The following is a 19,286-nucleotide window of genomic DNA, read 5'->3' on the forward strand; positions in this document are numbered from 1 at the left end:
CCCAACCTCCAACGCCCCAGCACCAATCACCGAGACCGCATCACAACCCAAAGCGCGTGAATCGAGCCAGGCAGGTAGAACAGAATGCACAGCAGGATGTTCAGGAAGAACTGCACGCCAATCCCAACCGTCAGAAGCACTGCAATCGGCGGGAGAAAAATGGCAAGGAGAATACGGATAAGGCTCGACACGGTGCTTCCCTGATCAATGGAGTGCTTTTGCACTTCGATGAACCGTAACAGCCGCGCTTAAGTTCCAGCGAACTCCACTCCCATGGGTGTTCTTCCGCGAACAAACTCGATCCTTGGCCCAAGATGAGGTCCCTCGTCGAGCCGTGAGGCATCCATGCTGATCGAGGCCATCCACTATCTGACGACGCCGGCATCGCGCGCGCAGAGGAGGCTCGGATATCTGAGTGAGAGCGTTCGGCTGCTGTCACGTTCGCGCCGTTGCCGTCTGGCGTGGGCGGATCACCTCGCGGCCGCCCGATCCGCTATCATGCAGTCTTGTGCGGATCTCGTCCGCCGTCGCACCGCCGTGATCCTAGGCTCGGGCCTTCTCGACGATGTACCCTTGTCGTATTTGGCCGAACGCTTCGAGCGTGTGATCCTGGTGGACATGATCCATCCCTGGCCAGCCCGATGGATGGCGCGCCGCCATGCGAATGTCAGCCTGCAGATCGTGGATCTCAGCGGATGCGCGAACTGGCTGAGAGGGGAGGGGGAGCGGCATGCCGATCCTCTTGCCGTATTCAACAGCGACGATGTCGATCTCGTCGTCTCCGCCAATCTACTCTCACAACTGCCGATCCTGCCCGTGGACTGGTTCGAGTCCCGTGGCATTCCGCTTCCCCATGGGTTGGGAGCCGAGATCGTCGCCACGCATCTCCGGGGTTTGGCGGGTCTGCGGGCACATGTCTGCCTCATCACCGATACCGAGGAGCTGACAGAAGACCGCGACGGCCGCGTCATCGAGCGGTTCGATCTTCTCCACGGCGTCGCTTTACCGCCTTCCGATCATTCCTGGATTTGGGAGATAGCGCCATTCGGAGAGATTAGACGCCGCCGCAGGCAGCGCCATCACGTCCGTGCCTATTGCGATTGGCGTGGATGAAAGAGCAGCAAGACTTTTGTCTGCGGCAAGAAAAAAGCCGCCCCACATGAGAGGGCGGCTTTTGCAAAACTTCATCCGGTTGTCCGCGCCTGGAATAGGCCGCGGTTCTTCGCGAACTATTCGACGGTGGAGGGTGTATCGTCGGCGTTCGTGCTGCCGCCCTCTGAGCCTTCCGGTCCCTCGAAGCGAGGACGACGGCGACGACGCGGCTTCGGTGCTGCCGGAGCTGAATCGTCCTTCGTCACCTCTCCGGCGAGATCGCGTTTCGGCTCCGCTTCGCCAGCGGGTTCGACAAAGCGTTCTGCCACCGGTGCAGTGGCCGGACGAGGAGCTGCCGTCAGGAAAGCCGGCAAGGCACTGACATCGTCTTCAGCGCGAAGATCGGGTTCCTCGCGGCGGCGGGAACGGCGCGGAGCCGTCTCCGAACGCCGGCTGTCACTGCGCGAGGATTCCGGGCGCGGGCTCTCCTGGCGCTGGTTTTCCTGGCGCTGGTTTTCCTGACGCGGTGGATCCTGTCTCACAGGCTCGTTTCTAAGCGCAGGCTCCTGTCGAGGATTGTCCTGGCGATAGGCCTCCTGCCGGGGAGCTTCCTGGCGAGACACGTCCTGAGACACCTGGTCCGGCTTCGGCGCGGTGTCGTTGCCCTGGAACTCGCTGCGCTGGCTTTCGTAGCGGGAGCTGTCGTTGCGGTTCTGAGCGCGGTTGAAGTCCGTGCGCGGCTGATCCTGGCGGCCGTAATCCTGCCGCGGCTGCTCGTGCCGGGGATTGTCCTGCCTCGGATTATCCTGCCGGGCATTCTCGCCACGGAAGGAATCCTGCCGGTTATACTCCTGGCGGCCACCGTCGCTACGGTGTCCCTCATAGCGCGAACCGTCTTGGCGCGAACCGTCTTGTCGGTTCCCGTCCTGCCGGCCACCGTCCTGGCGCTGACCGTCCCGATTGTTCTCGAAACGTTGGGGGCGGTCGTTACGATTCTGGAAGCGGTCGCGCCGCGGGCCTCGCTGGTCGGACTGGGAGTCCTGGCGGTGATCGGGGCGGGAATCTTGCCGGGAATCCTGCCGCGAGTCTTGGCGTGGCGCCTCGTAGGATTGAGGCTGCGGCTGCTGCGCCGGATCGCCGTATTCCTCGCCGTAACTGTTGCCGTAACCGTTGGCGGCATAGCCCTGGCTCGTGCCCTGGCCCTCGTCTTCGCCATCCTCGTCGTCATCGTAGCCGTTGCGGGCGTAACCGCCATTCTGCTGGCGGTTCTGCTCCTGGGCACCGGAGATGATGCGGAAATAATGCTCGCCGTGCTGGAAGTAATTCTCGGCCGCCACCGGATCGCCGCTCGCTTGCGCATCACGCGCCAGCTGGGCGTATTTGTCCGCGATGTGCTGAGCCGTCCCGCGGATTTTTACATCCGGCCCGTTGGACTCGTAGGAACGCGTCAGCGGATTGGGACCTTTGGGGCGGTTGCGACCGCGCATCCGTCTATTCTGGTTTGGTCTCATCGGTCTCGATTGACCCTCGTTCAAATCGGAGCGTCTGATGATGCGGCGGGGCTACGAGCGAAGGAGAATGAACCCGCTCGGGCTCTTTCCTGTCCTCGTAAGATCCGGTCGATGGTTCCGCGATCGATTGTGCCGTGCTCGCCGTATGTCCGGCCAACCGATTCCCACGCTCGCATCTCGGCGTCGATCGGATGTCTGGAACTCAGTTCATCAAGCTTCCACACGGAATCTCGTGCGTATCGGCTCGATGGTGGGGAGATCGTCTAAAAACATCGCGTGCTAGACGCCGCCGACATTTCTACCTCGATCCGCCTTAACGGACCGTTCGCGACCTGACTGTGACATTAGCGGCTCCCCAAGCCCACAACAAGCTTTTTTTCCGAGCCTTCTCGCGGTTTCCGGTGGTCAAAGGCCCGATAATATGACGACGCGGGCGTGACCGGCCAGATCGTGCCGGATCGAACCTTGCGCGAATCCCGCCTCATGGCCGATCCGGACGACGTCCTCCGCCTGATCGTAACCGACCTCGAACACCAGGGCCCCATCCCGCGCGAGCAGGCGCCGGCCATCCGCCGCCCCGCTCACCTCCGCGGTGATCTTCCTGTAGGCGGACAAGCCATCTTCCCCGCCATCGAGGGCGCCAATGGGATCATGGCAGCGAACTTCGCGGGAGAGCATCGGAATGGTGGCGCTCGGGATGTAGGGCGGGTTGGAGAGAATGACGTCGAACGGCTTGCCGAGAGCGGAGCACCAATCGCCGGCAAGGAAAGCGGCACGCCGTCCCACACCGTTCATCCGGGCGTTGCTACGGGCGCAACCGAGCGCTTCGTGCGAGCGGTCGACACCCACGCCGAATGCCTGTGTCCATTCGCTCAAGAGCGCAATGAGGATGCAGCCGGATCCGGTTCCGAGATCCAGGAGGCGTAGGGGCCGGTCGCGGGTAGCATGAAGCGACAGTGCGGCATCCACCATCGTCTCGGTATCGGGCCTGGGAACCAGGGTCGCGGCGTTCAGGATGAAGGGAAGACCCCAAAACTCCCACTCGCCGAGGATGCGGGCGACGGGCTCACCCGCGAGGCGCCGTTGCATTGCCTCGCCGAGCCGCTTGGCGCCCTGCTCGCCCAGAGTCTCCGCGCCGGAAAGGACGAGCTCGGTCTGAGTGATGCCTAGGACGTGAAGGAAGAGGAATCGGGCATCGCTGGCCCCGCCATCGATCCCGGCCTCGCGGAAAGCCGCCGTGATCCGGCTGAGCGCCTGCGAGCGAGACAGCCATGGGTCGATGCCTGTTCCATCCGCCCCGCCCCCGGTCACGCGAGAGTCACTCAGACCATCTTCCGTCACGCCATGCCTTCGGCGGCCATGAGTTCGGCCTGGTGCTCAGTGATGAGGGCATCCACGAGTTCGTCCAGCGCTTCACCCGCGAGAACCTCTTCCAGTTTGTAGAGGGTGAGGTTGATGCGGTGGTCGGTCACCCGCGCCTGTGGGAAATTGTAGGTGCGGATACGCTCCGACCGGTCTCCCGAACCGACCTGTGACTTGCGGTCTGCTGCGCGAACGGCATCTTTTGCCGTCCGTTCGGCATCGTAGAGCTTGGCCCGCAGGAGCGACATGGCGCGCGCGCGGTTCTTGTGCTGCGAGCGCTCTTCCTGGACGAAGATGACGATGCCGCTCGGCATATGGGTGATGCGGATCGCCGATTCCGTCTTGTTGACGTGCTGGCCGCCGGCACCCTGGGAGCGCATCGTGTCGATCTTCAGATCGGCATCGTTGACGACGATATCGACCTCCTCGGCCTCGGGTAGGACCGCTACGGTGGCGGCGGAGGTGTGAATGCGTCCCTGGGCCTCGGTATCGGGCACACGCTGGACCCGGTGGGCTCCGCTCTCGAATTTCAGCTTGGCGAAGACGCCCTTGCCCTTCACCTCGGCGATGACTTCGCGATAGCCGCCGACCGTGCCTTCGCTCTCGGAGATGACATCGACCTTCCAGCCCTTCAGATCCGCGTATTTCGCGTACATCCGGAACAGATCGCCGGCGAAGAGCGCGGCTTCGTCGCCACCGGTCCCGGCACGGATTTCGAGAATGGCGCTCTTCTCGTCGGCGGCGTCCTTGGGCAGCAGGATGACCTGGAGCGCCTTGTGTGCCGCCTCGAGCCCCGCTTCCGCATCGGGCTTTTCGGCGGCGGCGAGCGCACGCATCTCGGCATCGCCCCCCGGCTCGTCGATGAGAGCCTCGATTTCGGCAAGGTTCGTCGCGGCCGCGCGGTAGGCATGGATGGCCGCCACCACGCCGTCGAGTTCGGCGAGTTCCCGGGACAGCTGGACGAAGCTGTCGGAATCGGCCGAACCTGCGCTGAGCGTGGCGGTGACGATGTCATGCCGCGTCAGAATGGCGTCGAGACGGTCTGAAGGAATTGGGGTCATCGCCCGGAGGATACTCTCAACTGTGGAAAGGGAATGTCGAACGGACGTGCGAAAAGCTCAGCTGCCGGCGTAAGCGCCGTCACGCTCGCTAGATAGGCACGCCGTGGGCCTTGGCGAAGGCCGTCAGGACCGGCCGCAGGGAAGCGCTGTCGCTGGAACGCTCCATCTCGGCATCGATCACCGCCGCCACGGCGGACGCATCGATTCCGAGAACCATGGCCTTCACCGGGCCGATGGCGGCGGGCGACATCGACAGGTTGCGGAAGCCGAGGCCGATCAGGGCCATCGCCTCCAAGGGCTTGCCGCCGATCTCGCCGCAGATGGTGACGGGGCAGCCGGCGGCAGCCGCCCGCTCGGCGATGAGGCGGAACGCACGCAGGGCCGGCACGCTGAGCGTGTCGAACCGGTCGGCGACGCGGCGGTTTTCGCGGTCCACCGCGAAGAGGAACTGCATCAGGTCGTTCGAGCCCACCGACAGGAAGTCGGCGACCTTGGCGATCTCGTCGATCTGGAAGAGGAGTGAGGGCACCTCGACCATCACGCCGAGGCGGCAATCGCTCGGAAGGATATGGCCGTGGCGGCGCAGATGCGCCTTCTCCCGGTCGACGATGGCCTTGGCGCGGACGAACTCGTCCACCGTCGCCACCATCGGAAACATGATCTTGAGAGGCCGGCCGGACGCCGCCCGCAGCAGCGCGCGCAACTGCACCCGCAACAGGGCGGGGCGGTCGAGGCCGATGCGGATGGCGCGCCAGCCGAGAGCCGGGTTTTCCTCCTCGAGGGCCGGCATGTAGGGCAGGATCTTGTCGCCGCCGATATCCAGGGTACGGATCGTCACGGGCAGGTCGCCGGTGGCGGCGAACACCGCTTCGTAGAGCGATTGCTGCTCGGCGGCCGAGGGCATCCGCTGCGCCACCATGAACTGCAATTCCGTGCGGAACAGGCCGATGCCCTCCGCGCCGGTCTCATGGAGATGGGTGAGGTCGACCAGCAGTCCGGCATTCAGCTGCAGGCCGATGGCGACCCCGTCCCTGGTGACGGCGGGGAGGTCGCGGAGCGCCCGGTACTGTTCCTGACGGCGCGCGCGCAGGCGGACCTGCTCGGCATAAGCCGCCTCGATCTCAGGCCCGGGACGGACCTGGATCTCGCCGGTGACACCATCGACGATGATGGCGTCGCCTGCATCGCAGAGGGCCGTGGCATTGGCGATCTCGCCCACCGCCGGGATGCCGAGCGCCCGGGCGACGATGGCGATGTGGCTCGTCGGGCCACCTTCCTCCAGCACCACGCCGCGCAGGGAGGCGCGATCGTAGTCGAGGAGGGCGGCCGGGCCCATGGAGCGGGCGACGAGAATCGCGTTTTCGGGAAGCTCGCGATGCGTGCCGTTGCTCTCCGTTCCGATCAGCGTGCGCAGAAGACGGTTGGCGAGATCGTCGAGGTCGTGCAGGCGGTCGCGCAGATACGGATCGCTCTGACGCATCATCCGGGCGCGGTTGTCCGACTGGACGCGCTCCACGGCGGCTTCCGCGGTGAGGCCGGAATGGACCGCCTCGCGCATCCGGCGCAGCCAGCCCTTGTCGTGCGCGAACATGCGCACCGTCTCCAGCACCTCACGCGATTCGCCGGTGCCGATGCTGTCGCCGCGCTCCACGAGATCGTCGATGGCCGAGCGGACTTCTCCGATGGCCTCCTCCAGGCGCTCGACCTCGCGCTCCAGGTTTTCGGCGATGAGCTGCTTCACGATGATGCGCGGCTCATGCAGCACCACGTGGCCAAGGCCGATGCCATCGGCGAGCGCGACACCGCGCTGGCTCACGGCGCGGCGCGCGGCCGAGCCCGCACCTGGGGCCAGGGATTGCAATTCACCCGAAGCGATCATCTCGGACAGCACCATCGCCGTCGTCTGGAGCGCCTCGATCTCCTCCTCCGAATAGACCCGGTAAGTGAGGTTCTGCACCACGAGGACGCCGAGCGTATTCCCCGCCCGCAACAGCGGCACGCCGAGGAAGGCGTGATAGGCCTCTTCCCCGGTCTCGGGGCGATACGAGAAAGCGGGGTGGGACTGGGCGTCCGATAGCGAGAGCGGCTCGGCGGTCTTGGCGATGAGGCCGACGAGGCCTTCATCGGCCCGCATCCGGGTCAGGTGGACGGCCGAACGGTTCAGTCCCTCGGTGGCAAACAGTTCGAGGGTGTTGTCATCGCTCAGGACATAGACCGAGCAGACCTCGGCGATGACGTTCGCCGCGATGAGGGTGACGATGCGGTCGAGGCGAGCTTGTGGACTGACCGGCTCCGCCATCGCTTCGCGGAGGCGGCGCAGCAGCAGGCGCGGTCCTCCGGGCGCAGCAGGCATGGTCTCCTCGATCCGAATTCAGTCCCCGGTTCCGCACGCGCAAGTTTCATGCGCGGCGGAGAGGGCAGGCGCTCAAGCCTGATCGAGGCCGTATAGCGAGTGGAGCGTACGCACGGCAAGCTCCGTATAGGCCGCGTCGATCAGGACCGAGAACTTGATCTCCGATGTGGTGATCGCGCGGATGTTGATTCCCTTCTGCGCCAGGGCCCTGAATGCCTTGGCGGCGACACCCGCATGGCTGCGCATGCCAACGCCGATGGCCGAAACCTTGACGACATCGGTGGCGCCCTCGATCTGGGCGAACTCGATGATACCGCTCTGGGCATCGAGAATCGTGCGGGCGCGATCGTAATCGGCCGAGGGCACCGTGAAGGTCATGTCGGTGGTCGACTGGTCGCCGGACACGGTCTGGATGATCATGTCGACGTTGATGTTGGCATCCGCCAGCGGTCCGAAGATCGCGGCCGCGATCCCGGGGCTGTCCTTGACGCGGCGAAGGGTGATCTGCGCCTCGTCCTTCGAGAAGGCGATCCCGGTGATGATCTGCTGTTCCACGATGTCGTCCTCGTCGCAGATGAGGGTGCCTGTGCGGGCGTTGTCGGGCGGGTCGAAGCTGGAGCGCACCGTGGTCGGCACGCGATGGACCATGGCGAGCTCGACGGAGCGGACCTGGAGCACCTTGGCCCCGAGAGAGGCCATCTCCAGCATCTCTTCGAAGGTCACGCGCTCCATGCGCTTGGCCTTCTGCACCACGCGCGGGTCGGTGGTGTAGACGCCGTCGACGTCGGTATAGATGTCGCAACGCTCCGCGCCGATGGCGGCGGCGATGGCGACCGCGCTGGTATCCGAGCCGCCCCGGCCGAGCGTCGTCACGCGGCCGGTCTCGGTATGGATGCCCTGGAAGCCGGCGATCACGGCGACTTCGCCGCGTTGGAAGCCTGCCTCGAGATTCTTGGGATCGATGGCGGTGATACGGGCCGAGCCGTGGGCGTCCGAGGTCTCGATCGGGATCTGCCAGCCTTGCCAGGACCGGGCCTTGATCCCGTTCTTCTGAAGCGCCGCGGCGAGGAGACCAGCGGTGACGAGCTCGCCAGATGCGACGATGGCGTCGTATTCCGCCTCGTCGTAGAGCGGGTTGGCGTCCTTGACCCAGGCCACGAGTTCGTTGGTCTTGCCGGACATGGCCGAGACCACGACGGCGACGTCGTAGCCGGCCTCGATCTCGCGCGCCACGTGGAGCGCCACGTTGCGGATACGGTCCACGGTCGCCACCGATGTGCCGCCGAACTTCATTACCAAACGGGGCATGTCGGGTCCGCGTCGATCCATTCCAGGCTGGCCGCCCGCTGCGGGCACGACGTTGTCGGCAATCGCCGCAGCCGTGTCCCGCCGCTATACCGGCCGGTGCCTGGGCGGGTACAAGGGCCCTTCGGACGTGTCAACAATCGGGCATGCGGGCGGGATGGCTCGCATCCGAGTCGGAAGGTCAGGCGAATGAATCCAGCGGCACCCTCTTCCATCGACGCCGAGGAAGTCGCGCGCTTCGAAGGGATCGCCGCGACCTGGTGGGCCGAGGACGGGCCGATGAAGGTGCTTCACCGCTTCAACCCGGTGCGTCTCGCCTATATCCGCGACGCGATCTGCAGAACCTTCGGCCGAGACCCGCGCGCGCCCTATCCGCTGAAGGGGCTGACCATCGTCGATGTCGGCTGCGGCGGCGGCGTCCTGTCCGAGCCCCTGGCGCGGCTCGGCGCCAGCGTCACCGGGCTCGATCCGGCCCCCACCAACATCGCCGTGGCGCGATCCCATGCGGAGGCCGAGGGCGTGGCGGTGGATTACCGCTCACAGACCATCGAGGAGGTGGTAGCGGCGGGCGAGCTTTTCGACGTCGTCCTGATCATGGAGGTGGTGGAGCACGTGGTCGACATGCCGGCCTTCGTCGCGAGTGCCTGCCAGGCGGTCAAGCCGGGCGGTCTCCTGTTCGCCGCCACCCTCAACCGCACGATGCGCTCTTTCGCGCTGGCCATCGTCGGAGCGGAATACGTTCTCGGCTGGCTGCCGCGCGGAACCCATGACTGGAACAAGTTCGTGAAGCCGGAGGAATTGTCCCGCGCCATCGCGCGCGGCGGCCTCGCCGTCACCGATACGACCGGCGTCGTGTTCAATCCCCTCGACGGGAGTTGGCGACCGGCCCGCGACACGGCAGTGAACTACATGGTCGCGGCCTCGCGTCCGGCCTGAACCGGGCTCTACGAGCGCCGCTGACGACGAACGCTTGCGCTGCTGCCGCCAATCGGTGCAAGCGCGCTCAAGCAAAAGGCGCTGCGGCTCAAGGGAGGATCGGCATGAAGGCTTTGCTCTGCACCAGGCTCGGCGGCCCCGAGGATCTCGCGATCGCCGACTTGCCGGATCCAATGCCCGGACCCGGCGAGGCCGTGGTGCGGGTGACGCTGGCGGCACTGAACTTCTTCGATACGCTCATCATCGCAGGGCGCTACCAAGTGAAGCCCGATCTGCCGTTTTCACCCGGCGGTGAGGCCGTGGGAATCATCGAGGCCCTCGGGGAGGGCGTCGAGGGTTTCAGGATCGGCGACCGCGTCATCGTCCACCGCACCTACGGCACCTGCGCCGAGCGCATCGCGGTGGGCACCCGGCATCTCACCGCCGTCCCCGATGCGGTGAGCGACGAGCAGGCCGCCGGCCTCACCATCACCTATGGCACCTCGCTCCACGCCCTGCGGGATCGCGCGCGGCTCCAGCCCGGCGAGACCTTGGCGGTCCTCGGTGCCTCGGGCGGCGTCGGTCTCGCCGCGGTGGAACTCGGCGTAATTATGGGGGCCAAGGTGATCGCCTGCGCCTCCTCGCCTGAGAAACTCGCGGTGGCGCAGGCGCACGGCGCCGAGATGAGCCTCGATTACAGCGCGGACAATCTGCGCGAGGGGTTGAAGAAGCTCACCGAGGGACGGGGCGTCGACGTGATCTACGATCCGATCGGCGGCGAATACGCCGAGCCTGCGCTACGCTCGCTCGGCTGGAAGGGACGCTACCTCGTCGTCGGATTCGCGGCCGGCGATATCCCACGCATCCCCCTCAACCTCGCCCTCCTGAAGGGCATCGATATCCAGGGCGTGCATTGGGGCGTGTTCGTGGAGCGCGAGCCCGAGGCTCACCGGGCGAACCAGGAACAGCTCCTCGCCTGGGTGGCGGAGGGGCGCCTCAAGGCCAAGATCCACGGCACCTACCCAATGAGCGAGTACGAGAACGCGCTCGGCATCCTCAAGCGCCGCGAGGCCGTGGGCAAGGTCCTGCTGCGGCCCTGAGGGGGCAAGCCCTCCTCCCCAGCGGATCTCGTGCCTGCTCAAGATCCGTCGAGCTTGTGGGGAGGAGTTGGAGGTGGGGGTGGTGGGGTGACCCTCAGCTTGCGGAGGCTGGCGGAGCCACCCCTACTCCTGACCTCTCCCCACAAGGAGGAGAGGGACGCGCTCTGCCTGCAAAAGCAGATGGGTGAATCCGGTAGCCGCCAGCGGGGAGAGGGGATGTGTACCGCCCCTCAATGGAAATCCCGACTGCGGTAGACGCGCCGGTCGGGCGGGGCGCCGAAATCCGTGGTTTCCGGCGGGAGGGTGAGGCCGCCCTCCCGTAGGGTCCGCAATTCCTCCGTCAGGTCGCGAAACTGCTCGGCCAGGAGATGGACCACCAGCCCTGAGCGCTGGATGCGGCCGCGCACGGCAAGGAAGCGCGCACTCATGGCGATGCGCCGGTTGGCGTCGAACACCTTCTTCCAGACGATGACGTTGCAGATGCCGGTCTCGTCCTCCAGCGTCAGGAACACCACGCCCTTGGCGGTGCCGGGGCGCTGCCGGGTGAGGACGAGGCCCGCCACCGTGACGCGGGCATTCTGCGCCCATGAAGGGTCGTGGTGGGCCGCCGCCGGGATCGCGCCGATGCGGGCGAGGCGCGCACGGAAGAATGCCACCGGATGGCCTTTGAGCGAGAGGCCGGTGGAGACGTAATCCTCCGCCACATGCTCGGAGAGTGCCATGGCGGGCAGCTCCACCGCGGGCTCGGCCCGGAACAGCCCATCGTCGGCATGAAAGGCGAAGAGCGGCATCGGCGCATCGAGGAGATGGGTGCGCCGGTCGGTGGGGACGCCCCGCCCGGCGCTGGCCCGCATCGACGTTCCTTCCAGCGCTCGCACCGCCCAGAGCGCGGCGCGGCGGTCGAGGTCGAGGGAGCGGAAGGCATCCGCTTCCGCCAGGCGCTCGAGGGCGTTGCGGGGCAGCGTCAGGGCGGCCTGGAGGCCCTCGACGCTGGCATAGCCGTTGCCGCGCAGGGCCACGAGCCGGGCCATGGCGGCTTTCGGCAGGCCGCTCACCTGCCGCAGGCCGATGCGGACGGCGAAGCGGCGCTCCGGCCCACGCTGCTCCGAGGCCGGTTCCAGGGTGCAGTCCCATTCGCTGGCATTGACGTCGGGCCCGCGCACCTCGACCCCATGGGCGCGGGCATCCCGCACCAACTGGGCCGGCTGGTAGAATCCCATGGGCTGCGAATTCAGGATCGCGGCGAGGAAGACGTCCGGGTGCCGGCATTTCATCCAGGCCGAGGCGTAGACCAGCAGGGCGAAGCTCGCCGCGTGGCTCTCGGGAAAGCCGTAGGTTGAGAATCCCTCGATCTGCTTGAAGCAGCGCTCGGCAAAGTCGCGTGGATAGCCGCGCCCGACCATGCCCTCGATGAACTTGGTCCTGAAATTCACGATCAGCCCGTTATGCCGGAAGGTCGCCATGGCCCGGCGCAATCCGTCGGCTTCAGACGGCGTGAATCCGGCCGCCGTGATCGCGATCTGCATGGCGTGTTCCTGGAACAGCGGCACGCCGAAGGTCCGCTTCAACACCTCCTCGAGTTCGTCCTTCCGTCCATGCTCGGGAGAGGGGGATGGGAAGACCACTTCCTCCTCCCCAGAGCGCCGCCGCAGGTAGGGATGGACCATGTCGCCCTGGATCGGGCCGGGGCGCACGATGGCGACCTGCACCACGAGATCGTAGAATTCCTTCGGCTTCAGGCGCGGCAGCATCGACATCTGCGCCCGGCTCTCGACCTGGAACACGCCGACGGAATCGGCCTTCGAGAGCATCGCGTAGACGTCCGGCTGCTCCGGCGGGATGTCGGCCAGGGTCTCGTAGGCGACGCCGAAATCCTCGCGCAGGAAGTCGAGGCCGCGCCGGAGGCAGGTCAGCATGCCGAGCGCCAGCACGTCGACCTTGAGAAGGCCGATCGTGTCGATGTCGTCCTTGTCCCATTCGATGAAGGTGCGGTCCGGCATCGCCGCATTGCCGATGGGTACGGTCTCGTCGAGACGCCCCCGCGTCAGCACGAAGCCGCCCACATGCTGGGACAGGTGGCGCGGGAAGCCGATGAGCTGGATCGCGAGGTCCACCGCCTGCCGGATCGCCGGGTTGGCGGGGTCGAGCCCGGCTTGCACGATATGCTGGTCGGGCAGGCCGTCTCCCCATGAGCCCCACACCGTATCGGCCATCATGCCGGTGATGTCGGGGGTGAGGCCCAGCACCTTGCCGACCTCGCGGATCGCGCTGCGGGGCCGGTAATGGATCACCGTCGCGCAGATGGCCGCGCGCTCCCGCCCGTAGCGATCGTAGAGGTGCTGGATCACCTCCTCACGGCGCTCATGCTCGAAATCGACGTCAATATCGGGCGGTTCGTCGCGGCTTTCGGAAATGAAGCGGGCGAAGAGCAGCCGGATCTTGGTCGGGTCCACCGAGGTGATGCCGAGGCAGTAGCAGACCACGGAATTGGCCGCCGAGCCGCGGCCCTGGCACAGGATTCCCCGGTTCCGGGCGAATTCGACGATGTCGTGGATGGTGAGGAAGTAGCGGGCGTAATCGAGCTGGCGGATCAGGTCGAATTCGTGGGCGAGGGCAGTCTCGACCGTCTCCGGGATACCGTCCGGGTAGCGTAGCTCCGCCCGTTGCCGGGTCAGGTATTCGAGATGCCCCTGGGCCGTCCTGCCGGGGGGGACGGTCTCGTCGGGATACTCGTATTTCAGCTCTTCCAGCGAGAACTCGCAGGCTTGCGCGATCTCGACACTGCGCGCGATCGCCTCCGGGTGGTCCGCGAAGAGCCGGGCCATCTCCTCCGGTGGCTTCAGATGGCGCTCGGCATTGGCCTCCAGCCGGTAGCCGGCCTCGACCAGGGTGCAGCCCTCGCGGATGCAGGTGGCGACATCCTGCAGGGGGCGCCGGTCGGGATGGTGGTAGAGCGCATCCGACACCGCCACCATCGGCGCGCCGAGGCGTTTCCCGAACCCGGCCAGCCGGCCGAGGCGGCGGCGCTCGTCGCCACGGTAGCGGTGGCTGACGCCGAGGAAGACGCGGCCTGGCGCCGCCTCCGCCAGATCGGCGAGGTGACGGGCGAAGGCCTCGTCCGCCATGTCCGGCGGCGAGCCGTTTTCCGAAGGCAGAAAATCCTCGGGAGGCAGAAAATCCTCCGGAGAAATGGCGATGAAGATCTGGCCCCTTGCCGCCGCGAGCACCTCCGCGATGCCGAACCGGCACGCGCCCTTCTCCGAGCGGCGGTTGCCGTCCGTGAGCAACCGGCAGAGCCGTCCGTAACCGTCGCGGTCCATCGGATAGGCCACGGCCTCGAACCCCTCCTCGGTGACGAGGCGGACCCCCGGCAGGTAGCGGATCGTCGGTTCGCCCGCCTTCTCCCGGCGCTTGGCCTCGGCATGGCCGCGCACCACGCCCGACAGCGTGTTGCGGTCGGCGATGCCGATGGCGTGGAACCCGAATTCGGCACCCTGCGCCACCATTTCCTGCGGATGCGAGGCTCCGCGCAGGAACGAGAAATTCGTGGTCACCGCCAATTCGGCATAGGCGAGTCTTGCATAGATTAGAGATGTCATATGTCTCCAACCCTCCCCCCTTTGCGGGGGAGGGTGCCTGCGGAGCAGGCGGGAGAGGGGGCGACCTCTCCGGATACGGCGCTCCCCTCTCCCGACCCTCGCTGACGCGAGGGCCACCCTCCCCCGCAGAGGGGGGAGGGGAGGCGGCGCCGAACCCTCACGCGAACAATCCCTGCACGAACCAGCGTGCGGCCTGCTGCGCCGTGTGGAAGCCTTCCCGGTAGACCCAGAGCCTCCGGCCGGATTCGTCCTCGACCACGTAATAGTCCCGGGCTGGTGCGGGGGCGTGCCACCAGGCGTCGGCGATGCGCTCCGGTCCTTCGGCATGGGCGATTCGGTGCAGACGTCGGCGCCAGCGGAAACGCTGGGGCGGCCCGTCGGGGGCCAGCGAGAACACCTCGTCGGCTATTTCGCTGCGAGGGAAGAGGACGAGGGGACGGGACGGCACGGGGCCGCCCGGGCGCGCATTCCCCCGCCCGGCCCAGTCGAGGGCCACATGGTTCACCCGCCACGGTTCCAGGGCGTCGGCGCGTTCGGGGATATGGCTCGCTCGTGGGCTCACCCTTATCACCCTGGCCCTGATGCGCTGGCGCAGGGCATCGGCGAGGCGGGCGGTTCCGTTGCCTTCCGCGCGTCGATCGAGGCCCGTATCAGCGAGGGAGTCCTGGCGCGCTTCCAGCCGGCCGATGCCGGTCACGTCGAGCCGCACGGTCTCGAAGCCGAAACCGGCATCGAGGGCCGGGCCGAGCCGGTCGAGGCGCAGGTCCAGCAGCCGACCGATCTGGATGGGGCACAGGGTCGGTTCCGACAGGCCGAGATCGAGGGTCTTCTCGATGCCGTCGACCCGATGCAGGCTCAAGCGCAGGGATTGCGCGCCCATGCCCGATGCGGCGAGACGGGGGGCGATCTCCCGCATCAGCCGGATGGCAGTGGCGACGATGCCGGCCTGATGTCCGATCGGGTCCAGGAAGCCCTGGCTCGCGCCGAAGGCGGCAGGCTCGGCCAGGGAGACCAGCGGTTCGGGCCTCCTCCCCAATGCCTGATCGAGGCGCAGGAGCAGGGTCTCGCCGAAGCGTCGGGCGAGGGGAGGGCGGGGCGCGTCGGCCAACGCTCCGATCCGGCGCAGGCCGAGGCGACGCAGCGAGTCCGAGATGGACGACTCGATCCGCAATGCGGCGACGAAAAGCTCGCGCAGGGACGGTGCATTGTCTCCGGGCGGCACGATGACGGGCCTCGCCGAACCGCCGTGGCGGGCATGGGCGAAAGCGCAGGCGGGTGTGTCGGCCAGGGCCAGCCGGGCGGGAATCGCATTGGCCGACAGGCGACCGGAAAGGTCGGCCATCAGGCCTTCCTCACCGCCGAACAGATGGCTCGCCCCCTCCACGTCGAGGAAGAAGCCGGCAGCACCCTCTGCCGGTCCGAACGGCGCGACCACGGGCGTGTAGCGACGGGCCCAGAGGCAGAGCCGCGCGAGGGCGGCGGCATCGGCCTCCGGGTCGGCGGGGTGGACGGCGATGCCGGGGCCGATCCTCGCTCGGGCTCGCGCCAGGGGCTCTCCTGGGCGCAGGCCCAGGGCCCAGGCAGCGGCATCCACTGCCGTGATGCGCAGGCCCCCCGGGCCGATGGCGGCCACGACGGAGGGCGCGGCCGCTTCTGGCGCCGCGTGTTCAAGCCGTGTTCGAGCGCGCCTGAGGCGCGTCAGCGGCCACTGCTCCAGCCAGACCGAAACGATGCGCGGCATGATCCCACTCCAGAAGCCAATCCCCGGTCCGTCCGTTGCGGCAGCGGTCGAGCCGCGCCCGCCAGCAGGGCCGCTCGATGCAGCCGAAGCGGTCCCGCAGGGCCGCCCCCGACCCGATCCGCCAGCGGGTCGCGGCCATGTTCGGGTTTTCCGCCTGCGGCGGCCGCAGGACGAGGAGGAGGCGGGAGGCCGCCTCGCCCGCCAGATGCAGCCGCCGGCTCTGTTTCAGCGGCAGGCCGGCATCCACCAGCCCCGCCACTGCCCTCAGGCCCTGAGACCGCAGGGCTTCCTCCACGGCGCGGTAGGCATCCGCGTCGTTCTCCACCTCTAGGATCAGCAGGCGGCCCGGATCGAGGCCGAGCCCGGCGAGACCATGGCCGTAGGGCGTCGGATGGCCCTTGCCGATGACGAGGAGCGCCTCTCCCTCCACCCGCGCCAGGTGACGCGCCACGAGGGCGAGGGTGAAGCCCAGGGCCGCCGCCTCGTCGCCCTCGGCTTCCGGCGCGATCTCGTGCGGTCGCCCGAGAGTGAGGCCGTTGCCGGGAAGCCCCGAATCGATATGCGCGATTCCCAGGGGCAACGACTCGACGCGGAGGGCGTCGGAATGTCCTCCCCCGTGATCGCGCAGGGCGGCCATCGCAACCTTTCGGCGCCGCGCGAACTCGTCCGTGTTCGTCTCGCCCTCATCGCGCATTGTCCGTTGAGCCAAAGCCATCCTGTCCGCACCGTCGCCAGACGATAAGAACAAAACAAGAACACACTCAACAGGTTTCAGGGGTCTGAAAAATTTCCCAATGCAAACAGCCGTTTCCCCTGTGGACGGCTGTGGATGAATGTGGACGGCCGAGAATCGGAAGGGCGTTCGAGCCCCTCGTTGTGGACTTGACCCCATGGCCGGACCCGGCATTGTCCCTCCGCCGTGCCGGACCCCCGGCGCATCAGCCGGGAGAGAATGCCCATGCGCCTCGACCAAGCCGCCCAGTGCCAGGCCCTCCATCGCCCGACCGGAAACAGCCAGAAGGCCAACTCCCTGTTCGGCAAATCGCTGATTGGCCTGATGCTGCTCGTGGGCTCCTTCTCTGGGGCCGCCTTCGCGCAGGCGCCAGGCCAGGTCAGCCCCGGCCAGCCAGGCCGTGGGATGAGCGCCGCCCCGGCGACAGATGCCGCAGCGGCTCCGGGGCCCAGGGCCAGGACCAGGCGGGTCGTGACGCCGTCGCAGCCGATCCAGGTTTACGATGCGCGGATCGAGGGGGGAGACCTGCGGATCTCGGGCAGCGTGCGCAAGGCCGGCACCGTCGTCATTCTCGACGAAGACATCTCGGTGATGGCCGATTCGCGCGGGCGTTTCCTGTTCCGCCTTCCCTACCGGCCGGCTACCTGCGTCGCGGCGCTGAAGGCCGGTGAAGACGAGAGGGAGGCGGTGGTGGCCAATTGCGCACCCACGGGCGAGCCCGGCCCCAAGGGCGATGCGGGCCCCGCAGGCGAAACCGGGCCCCAGGGCATGGCAGGGCTTGTCGGACCGCAGGGGATTGCGGGCCCCGCGGGCGAGGCCGGGCCGAAAGGTGAGACGGGACCGAAGGGCGAGGCCGGGCTCAAGGGAGAGACTGGCCCCCAGGGACCGATCGGTCCCAAGGGCGATGTTGGTCCCAAGGGCGATGTCGGTCCCAAGGGTGAGGTTGGGCCAAAAGGCGATGTCGGCCCCAAGGGGGACACGGGTCCCAGGGGGCCTGCCGGTCCTCAGGGCGAGCCGGGGGCAGCTGGCATCACGGCCAGCGCCGCCAACTCTAGCTTGCGTCCCGTCCGCAACGAGACGTGTTCGACAAGCGGCTGCGAGTTGAGCTGTGCCAGTGGCGAGGCCTTCGTCTCGGCCTATTGCCTGTCCTCGGGCAGCCCGTCCTTCGCCAATGGCGGCGCCAGCGCGTCCTGCCCGTCCGATGCCAAGGGCATGGTCGGGTTCTGCACGCGTCTATAGTTCCGGATCGGCCTCATCGAGCCAGTCCATCATTCCGGCGGCCGCCGCGCGACCGCTGGAAAAGGCTCCCTGCAACAGGTAGCCGCCGGTGGGGGCTTCCCAATCCAGCATCTCGCCGGCGACGAAGACCCCCGGCCGCGCTTTCAGCATGAAGCGGTGATCGACGGCCTCGAAGGCGACGCCCCCCGCCGTGGAGATCGCCCGGTCGATCGGACGGGGAGCGAGCAAGCGCAACGGGGCCGCCTTGATCAGGGCCGCGAGATCGCCCGCCGAGGATGGAAGCGCGCGGCCGGCCGCCTCGCGCAAAATTCCCGCCGCCACGGGGTCGAGCCCCGCATCCTTGCGCAGACGCGTGGCGAGGGAGGCGCCCTGTTTGTGCGTCGCGAGGCGTCGCATCAGCGCATCCTCGCTGAGGTCCGGCCGCAGATCGAGCACGAGACGAGCTTCGCCGCGTTCCTCGATCGCGTCGCGGATGAGGCGTGAGAGGGCATAGACCGCCCCGCCCTCGATCCCGTCCGTGGTGATCATGGCCTCGCCGCGCACGGTCTCGTCGCCGAGCCTGAGCACGACGCGCTTCAGAGGGGTCCCGGCGAAGCGTTCGCGGAACACGTCCGACCACGGCACGCCGAAGCCGACATTGGCGGGTTTGAGCGGCGAGACGGCGATGCCTGCCCCGGTGAGAAGCGGGACCCAAGCCCCGTCCGAGCCGAGCCGTGGCCAGCTCGCTCCCCCAAGCGCCATCAGGGTCGCCTGGGGGGCCACCGTGACGCGTCCGTCCGGGGTCTCGAAAGCCAGGCTTCCATCCGCCTCCCAACCCAGGAAGAGATGCCGTGTGAGGATGCGGACGCGGGACGCATCGAGCCGCCCCAGCCATGCCCGCAGGAGCGGGGAGGCCTTGAAGCTCTTCGGGAATACACGACCGCTCGACCCGACGAAGGTCGGCTGGCCGAGCCCCTCGCACCAGTCCCGCAAGGCTTGCGGAGGAAACGCGTCGACCGCCTTCGCGAAAGACGCATGCGCAGGGTGGTAGCGGCGGTGGAACGCCTCCAGCGGCTCGCTATGCGTGAGGTTGAGGCCGCCCCGCCCGGCGATGAGGAACTTGCGCCCCACCGAGGGCATCCGCTCGTAGATCGTGACACGGTGACCGGCCTCGGCCAGAATCTCGGCGGCCGCCAGCCCGGCCGGGCCTCCGCCGATCACCGCGATGTCTCGTGACGTCAATCCTGTCATGAAAGTTGGGAGGCCGTGGCGGAGCCCGGCTGTCAAGGGCGGAGG

Annotated in this window: 14 protein-coding genes; 4 read left to right on the plus strand and 10 right to left on the minus strand. The window is 67.5% G+C overall.

Going from position 1 to position 19,286, the window contains the following annotated elements; translation table 11 throughout:
• Positions 1 to 26 precede the first annotated feature (26 nt).
• A complete protein-coding gene (locus RQI43_RS22420) occupies positions 27 to 191 on the minus strand; it encodes a YqaE/Pmp3 family membrane protein (RefSeq protein ID WP_082470365.1) in 165 nt (54 codons plus the stop codon).
• A 307-nt stretch (positions 192 to 498) separates the two neighbouring features.
• On the opposite strand from RQI43_RS22420, the gene RQI43_RS22425 reads away from it, so the two are divergent.
• Positions 499 to 1,113, plus strand: coding sequence for a hypothetical protein (locus tag RQI43_RS22425; RefSeq protein WP_405030692.1), 615 nt, complete (start codon positions 499 to 501; stop codon positions 1,111 to 1,113).
• 116 nt (positions 1,114 to 1,229) lie between these two features.
• On the opposite strand, the gene RQI43_RS22430 is transcribed toward RQI43_RS22425, so the two are convergent.
• From RQI43_RS22430 to RQI43_RS22450, 5 genes are all read right to left on the minus strand, one after another.
• The gene (locus tag RQI43_RS22430) at positions 1,230 to 2,579 is read right to left on the minus strand and encodes a DUF4167 domain-containing protein (protein WP_311276650.1); all 1,350 of its coding nucleotides are present in this window, start codon (positions 2,577 to 2,579) and stop codon (positions 1,230 to 1,232) included.
• Between the two features lie 429 nt (positions 2,580 to 3,008).
• On the minus strand, positions 3,009 to 3,914 hold the full coding sequence (prmC, locus tag RQI43_RS22435) for a peptide chain release factor N(5)-glutamine methyltransferase (RefSeq protein WP_405030693.1): 906 nt from the start codon (positions 3,912 to 3,914) through the stop codon (positions 3,009 to 3,011).
• A gap of 26 nt (positions 3,915 to 3,940) precedes the next feature.
• A complete protein-coding gene (gene prfA / locus RQI43_RS22440; protein ID WP_018042072.1) occupies positions 3,941 to 5,026 on the minus strand; it encodes a peptide chain release factor 1 in 1,086 nt (361 codons plus the stop codon).
• Between the two features lie 88 nt (positions 5,027 to 5,114).
• Complete coding sequence (gene ptsP, locus RQI43_RS22445) at positions 5,115 to 7,379, minus strand: phosphoenolpyruvate--protein phosphotransferase (protein ID WP_056429002.1); 2,265 nt, start codon at positions 7,377 to 7,379, stop codon at positions 5,115 to 5,117.
• Between the two features lie 72 nt (positions 7,380 to 7,451).
• Positions 7,452 to 8,687: an aspartate kinase gene (locus RQI43_RS22450; protein ID WP_207413138.1), complete on the minus strand. Its 1,236-nt coding sequence runs from the start codon at positions 8,685 to 8,687 to the stop codon at positions 7,452 to 7,454.
• Between the two features lie 186 nt (positions 8,688 to 8,873).
• On the opposite strand from RQI43_RS22450, the gene ubiG reads away from it, so the two are divergent.
• Together ubiG and RQI43_RS22460 are read left to right on the plus strand one after the other, a co-directional pair.
• A complete protein-coding gene (gene ubiG / locus RQI43_RS22455; RefSeq protein ID WP_311276652.1) occupies positions 8,874 to 9,620 on the plus strand; it encodes a bifunctional 2-polyprenyl-6-hydroxyphenol methylase/3-demethylubiquinol 3-O-methyltransferase UbiG in 747 nt (248 codons plus the stop codon).
• Positions 9,621 to 9,724: 104 nt separating this feature from the next.
• A complete protein-coding gene (locus tag RQI43_RS22460) occupies positions 9,725 to 10,699 on the plus strand; it encodes an NADPH:quinone oxidoreductase family protein (protein WP_311276653.1) in 975 nt (324 codons plus the stop codon).
• Positions 10,700 to 10,929: 230 nt separating this feature from the next.
• Here RQI43_RS22460 and RQI43_RS22465 read toward each other — a convergent pair whose 3' ends face one another.
• The 3 genes from RQI43_RS22465 to RQI43_RS22475 all read right to left on the minus strand — a co-directional run bounded on the left by RQI43_RS22465 (position 10,930) and on the right by RQI43_RS22475 (position 16,676).
• The gene (locus RQI43_RS22465; RefSeq protein WP_311276654.1) at positions 10,930 to 14,298 is read right to left on the minus strand and encodes an error-prone DNA polymerase; all 3,369 of its coding nucleotides are present in this window, start codon (positions 14,296 to 14,298) and stop codon (positions 10,930 to 10,932) included.
• Between the two features lie 157 nt (positions 14,299 to 14,455).
• Entirely contained in the window at positions 14,456 to 16,039 is a 1,584-nt protein-coding gene (locus RQI43_RS22470; protein ID WP_311276655.1) for a DNA polymerase Y family protein, read from the minus strand.
• The gene (locus RQI43_RS22475) at positions 15,966 to 16,676 is read right to left on the minus strand and encodes an ImuA family protein (protein ID WP_246748078.1); all 711 of its coding nucleotides are present in this window, start codon (positions 16,674 to 16,676) and stop codon (positions 15,966 to 15,968) included. Before RQI43_RS22475 ends, RQI43_RS22470 begins: the two co-directional genes overlap by 74 nt.
• A 321-nt stretch (positions 16,677 to 16,997) precedes the next feature.
• On the opposite strand from RQI43_RS22475, the gene RQI43_RS22480 reads away from it, so the two are divergent.
• Positions 16,998 to 18,011 (plus strand): collagen-like protein, encoded by a 1,014-nt coding sequence (locus tag RQI43_RS22480; protein WP_056429023.1) that lies wholly within the window; start codon positions 16,998 to 17,000, stop codon positions 18,009 to 18,011.
• Here the strand turns inward: RQI43_RS22480 and RQI43_RS22485 are convergent.
• On the minus strand, positions 18,006 to 19,241 hold the full coding sequence (locus tag RQI43_RS22485; protein WP_311276656.1) for a TIGR03862 family flavoprotein: 1,236 nt from the start codon (positions 19,239 to 19,241) through the stop codon (positions 18,006 to 18,008). The genes RQI43_RS22480 and RQI43_RS22485 overlap by 6 nt on opposite strands.
• Positions 19,242 to 19,286 lie beyond the last annotated feature (45 nt).

It is taken from the genome of Methylobacterium sp. WCS2018Hpa-22, from assembly GCF_031843785.1.
Taxonomy (GTDB): domain Bacteria; phylum Pseudomonadota; class Alphaproteobacteria; order Rhizobiales; family Beijerinckiaceae; genus Methylobacterium.

Coding starts and splice junctions, on each gene's coding strand:
- RQI43_RS22480 (WP_056429023.1), top strand. CDS start 16,998: ATGCGCCTCGACCAAGCCGCCCAGTGCCAGGCCCTCCATCGCCCGACC.
- ptsP (WP_056429002.1), bottom strand. CDS start 7,379: ATGCCTGCTGCGCCCGGAGGACCGCGCCTGCTGCTGCGCCGCCTCCGC.
- RQI43_RS22430 (WP_311276650.1), bottom strand. CDS start 2,579: ATGCGCGGTCGCAACCGCCCCAAAGGTCCCAATCCGCTGACGCGTTCC.
- ubiG (WP_311276652.1), top strand. CDS start 8,874: ATGAATCCAGCGGCACCCTCTTCCATCGACGCCGAGGAAGTCGCGCGC.
- RQI43_RS22470 (WP_311276655.1), bottom strand. CDS start 16,039: ATGCCGCGCATCGTTTCGGTCTGGCTGGAGCAGTGGCCGCTGACGCGC.
- RQI43_RS22465 (WP_311276654.1), bottom strand. CDS start 14,298: ATGACATCTCTAATCTATGCAAGACTCGCCTATGCCGAATTGGCGGTG.
- RQI43_RS22450 (WP_207413138.1), bottom strand. CDS start 8,687: ATGCCCCGTTTGGTAATGAAGTTCGGCGGCACATCGGTGGCGACCGTG.
- prfA (WP_018042072.1), bottom strand. CDS start 5,026: ATGACCCCAATTCCTTCAGACCGTCTCGACGCCATTCTGACGCGGCAT.
- RQI43_RS22485 (WP_311276656.1), bottom strand. CDS start 19,241: ATGACAGGATTGACGTCACGAGACATCGCGGTGATCGGCGGAGGCCCG.
- RQI43_RS22425 (WP_405030692.1), top strand. CDS start 499: ATGCAGTCTTGTGCGGATCTCGTCCGCCGTCGCACCGCCGTGATCCTA.
- RQI43_RS22460 (WP_311276653.1), top strand. CDS start 9,725: ATGAAGGCTTTGCTCTGCACCAGGCTCGGCGGCCCCGAGGATCTCGCG.
- RQI43_RS22475 (WP_246748078.1), bottom strand. CDS start 16,676: ATGGCCGCCCTGCGCGATCACGGGGGAGGACATTCCGACGCCCTCCGC.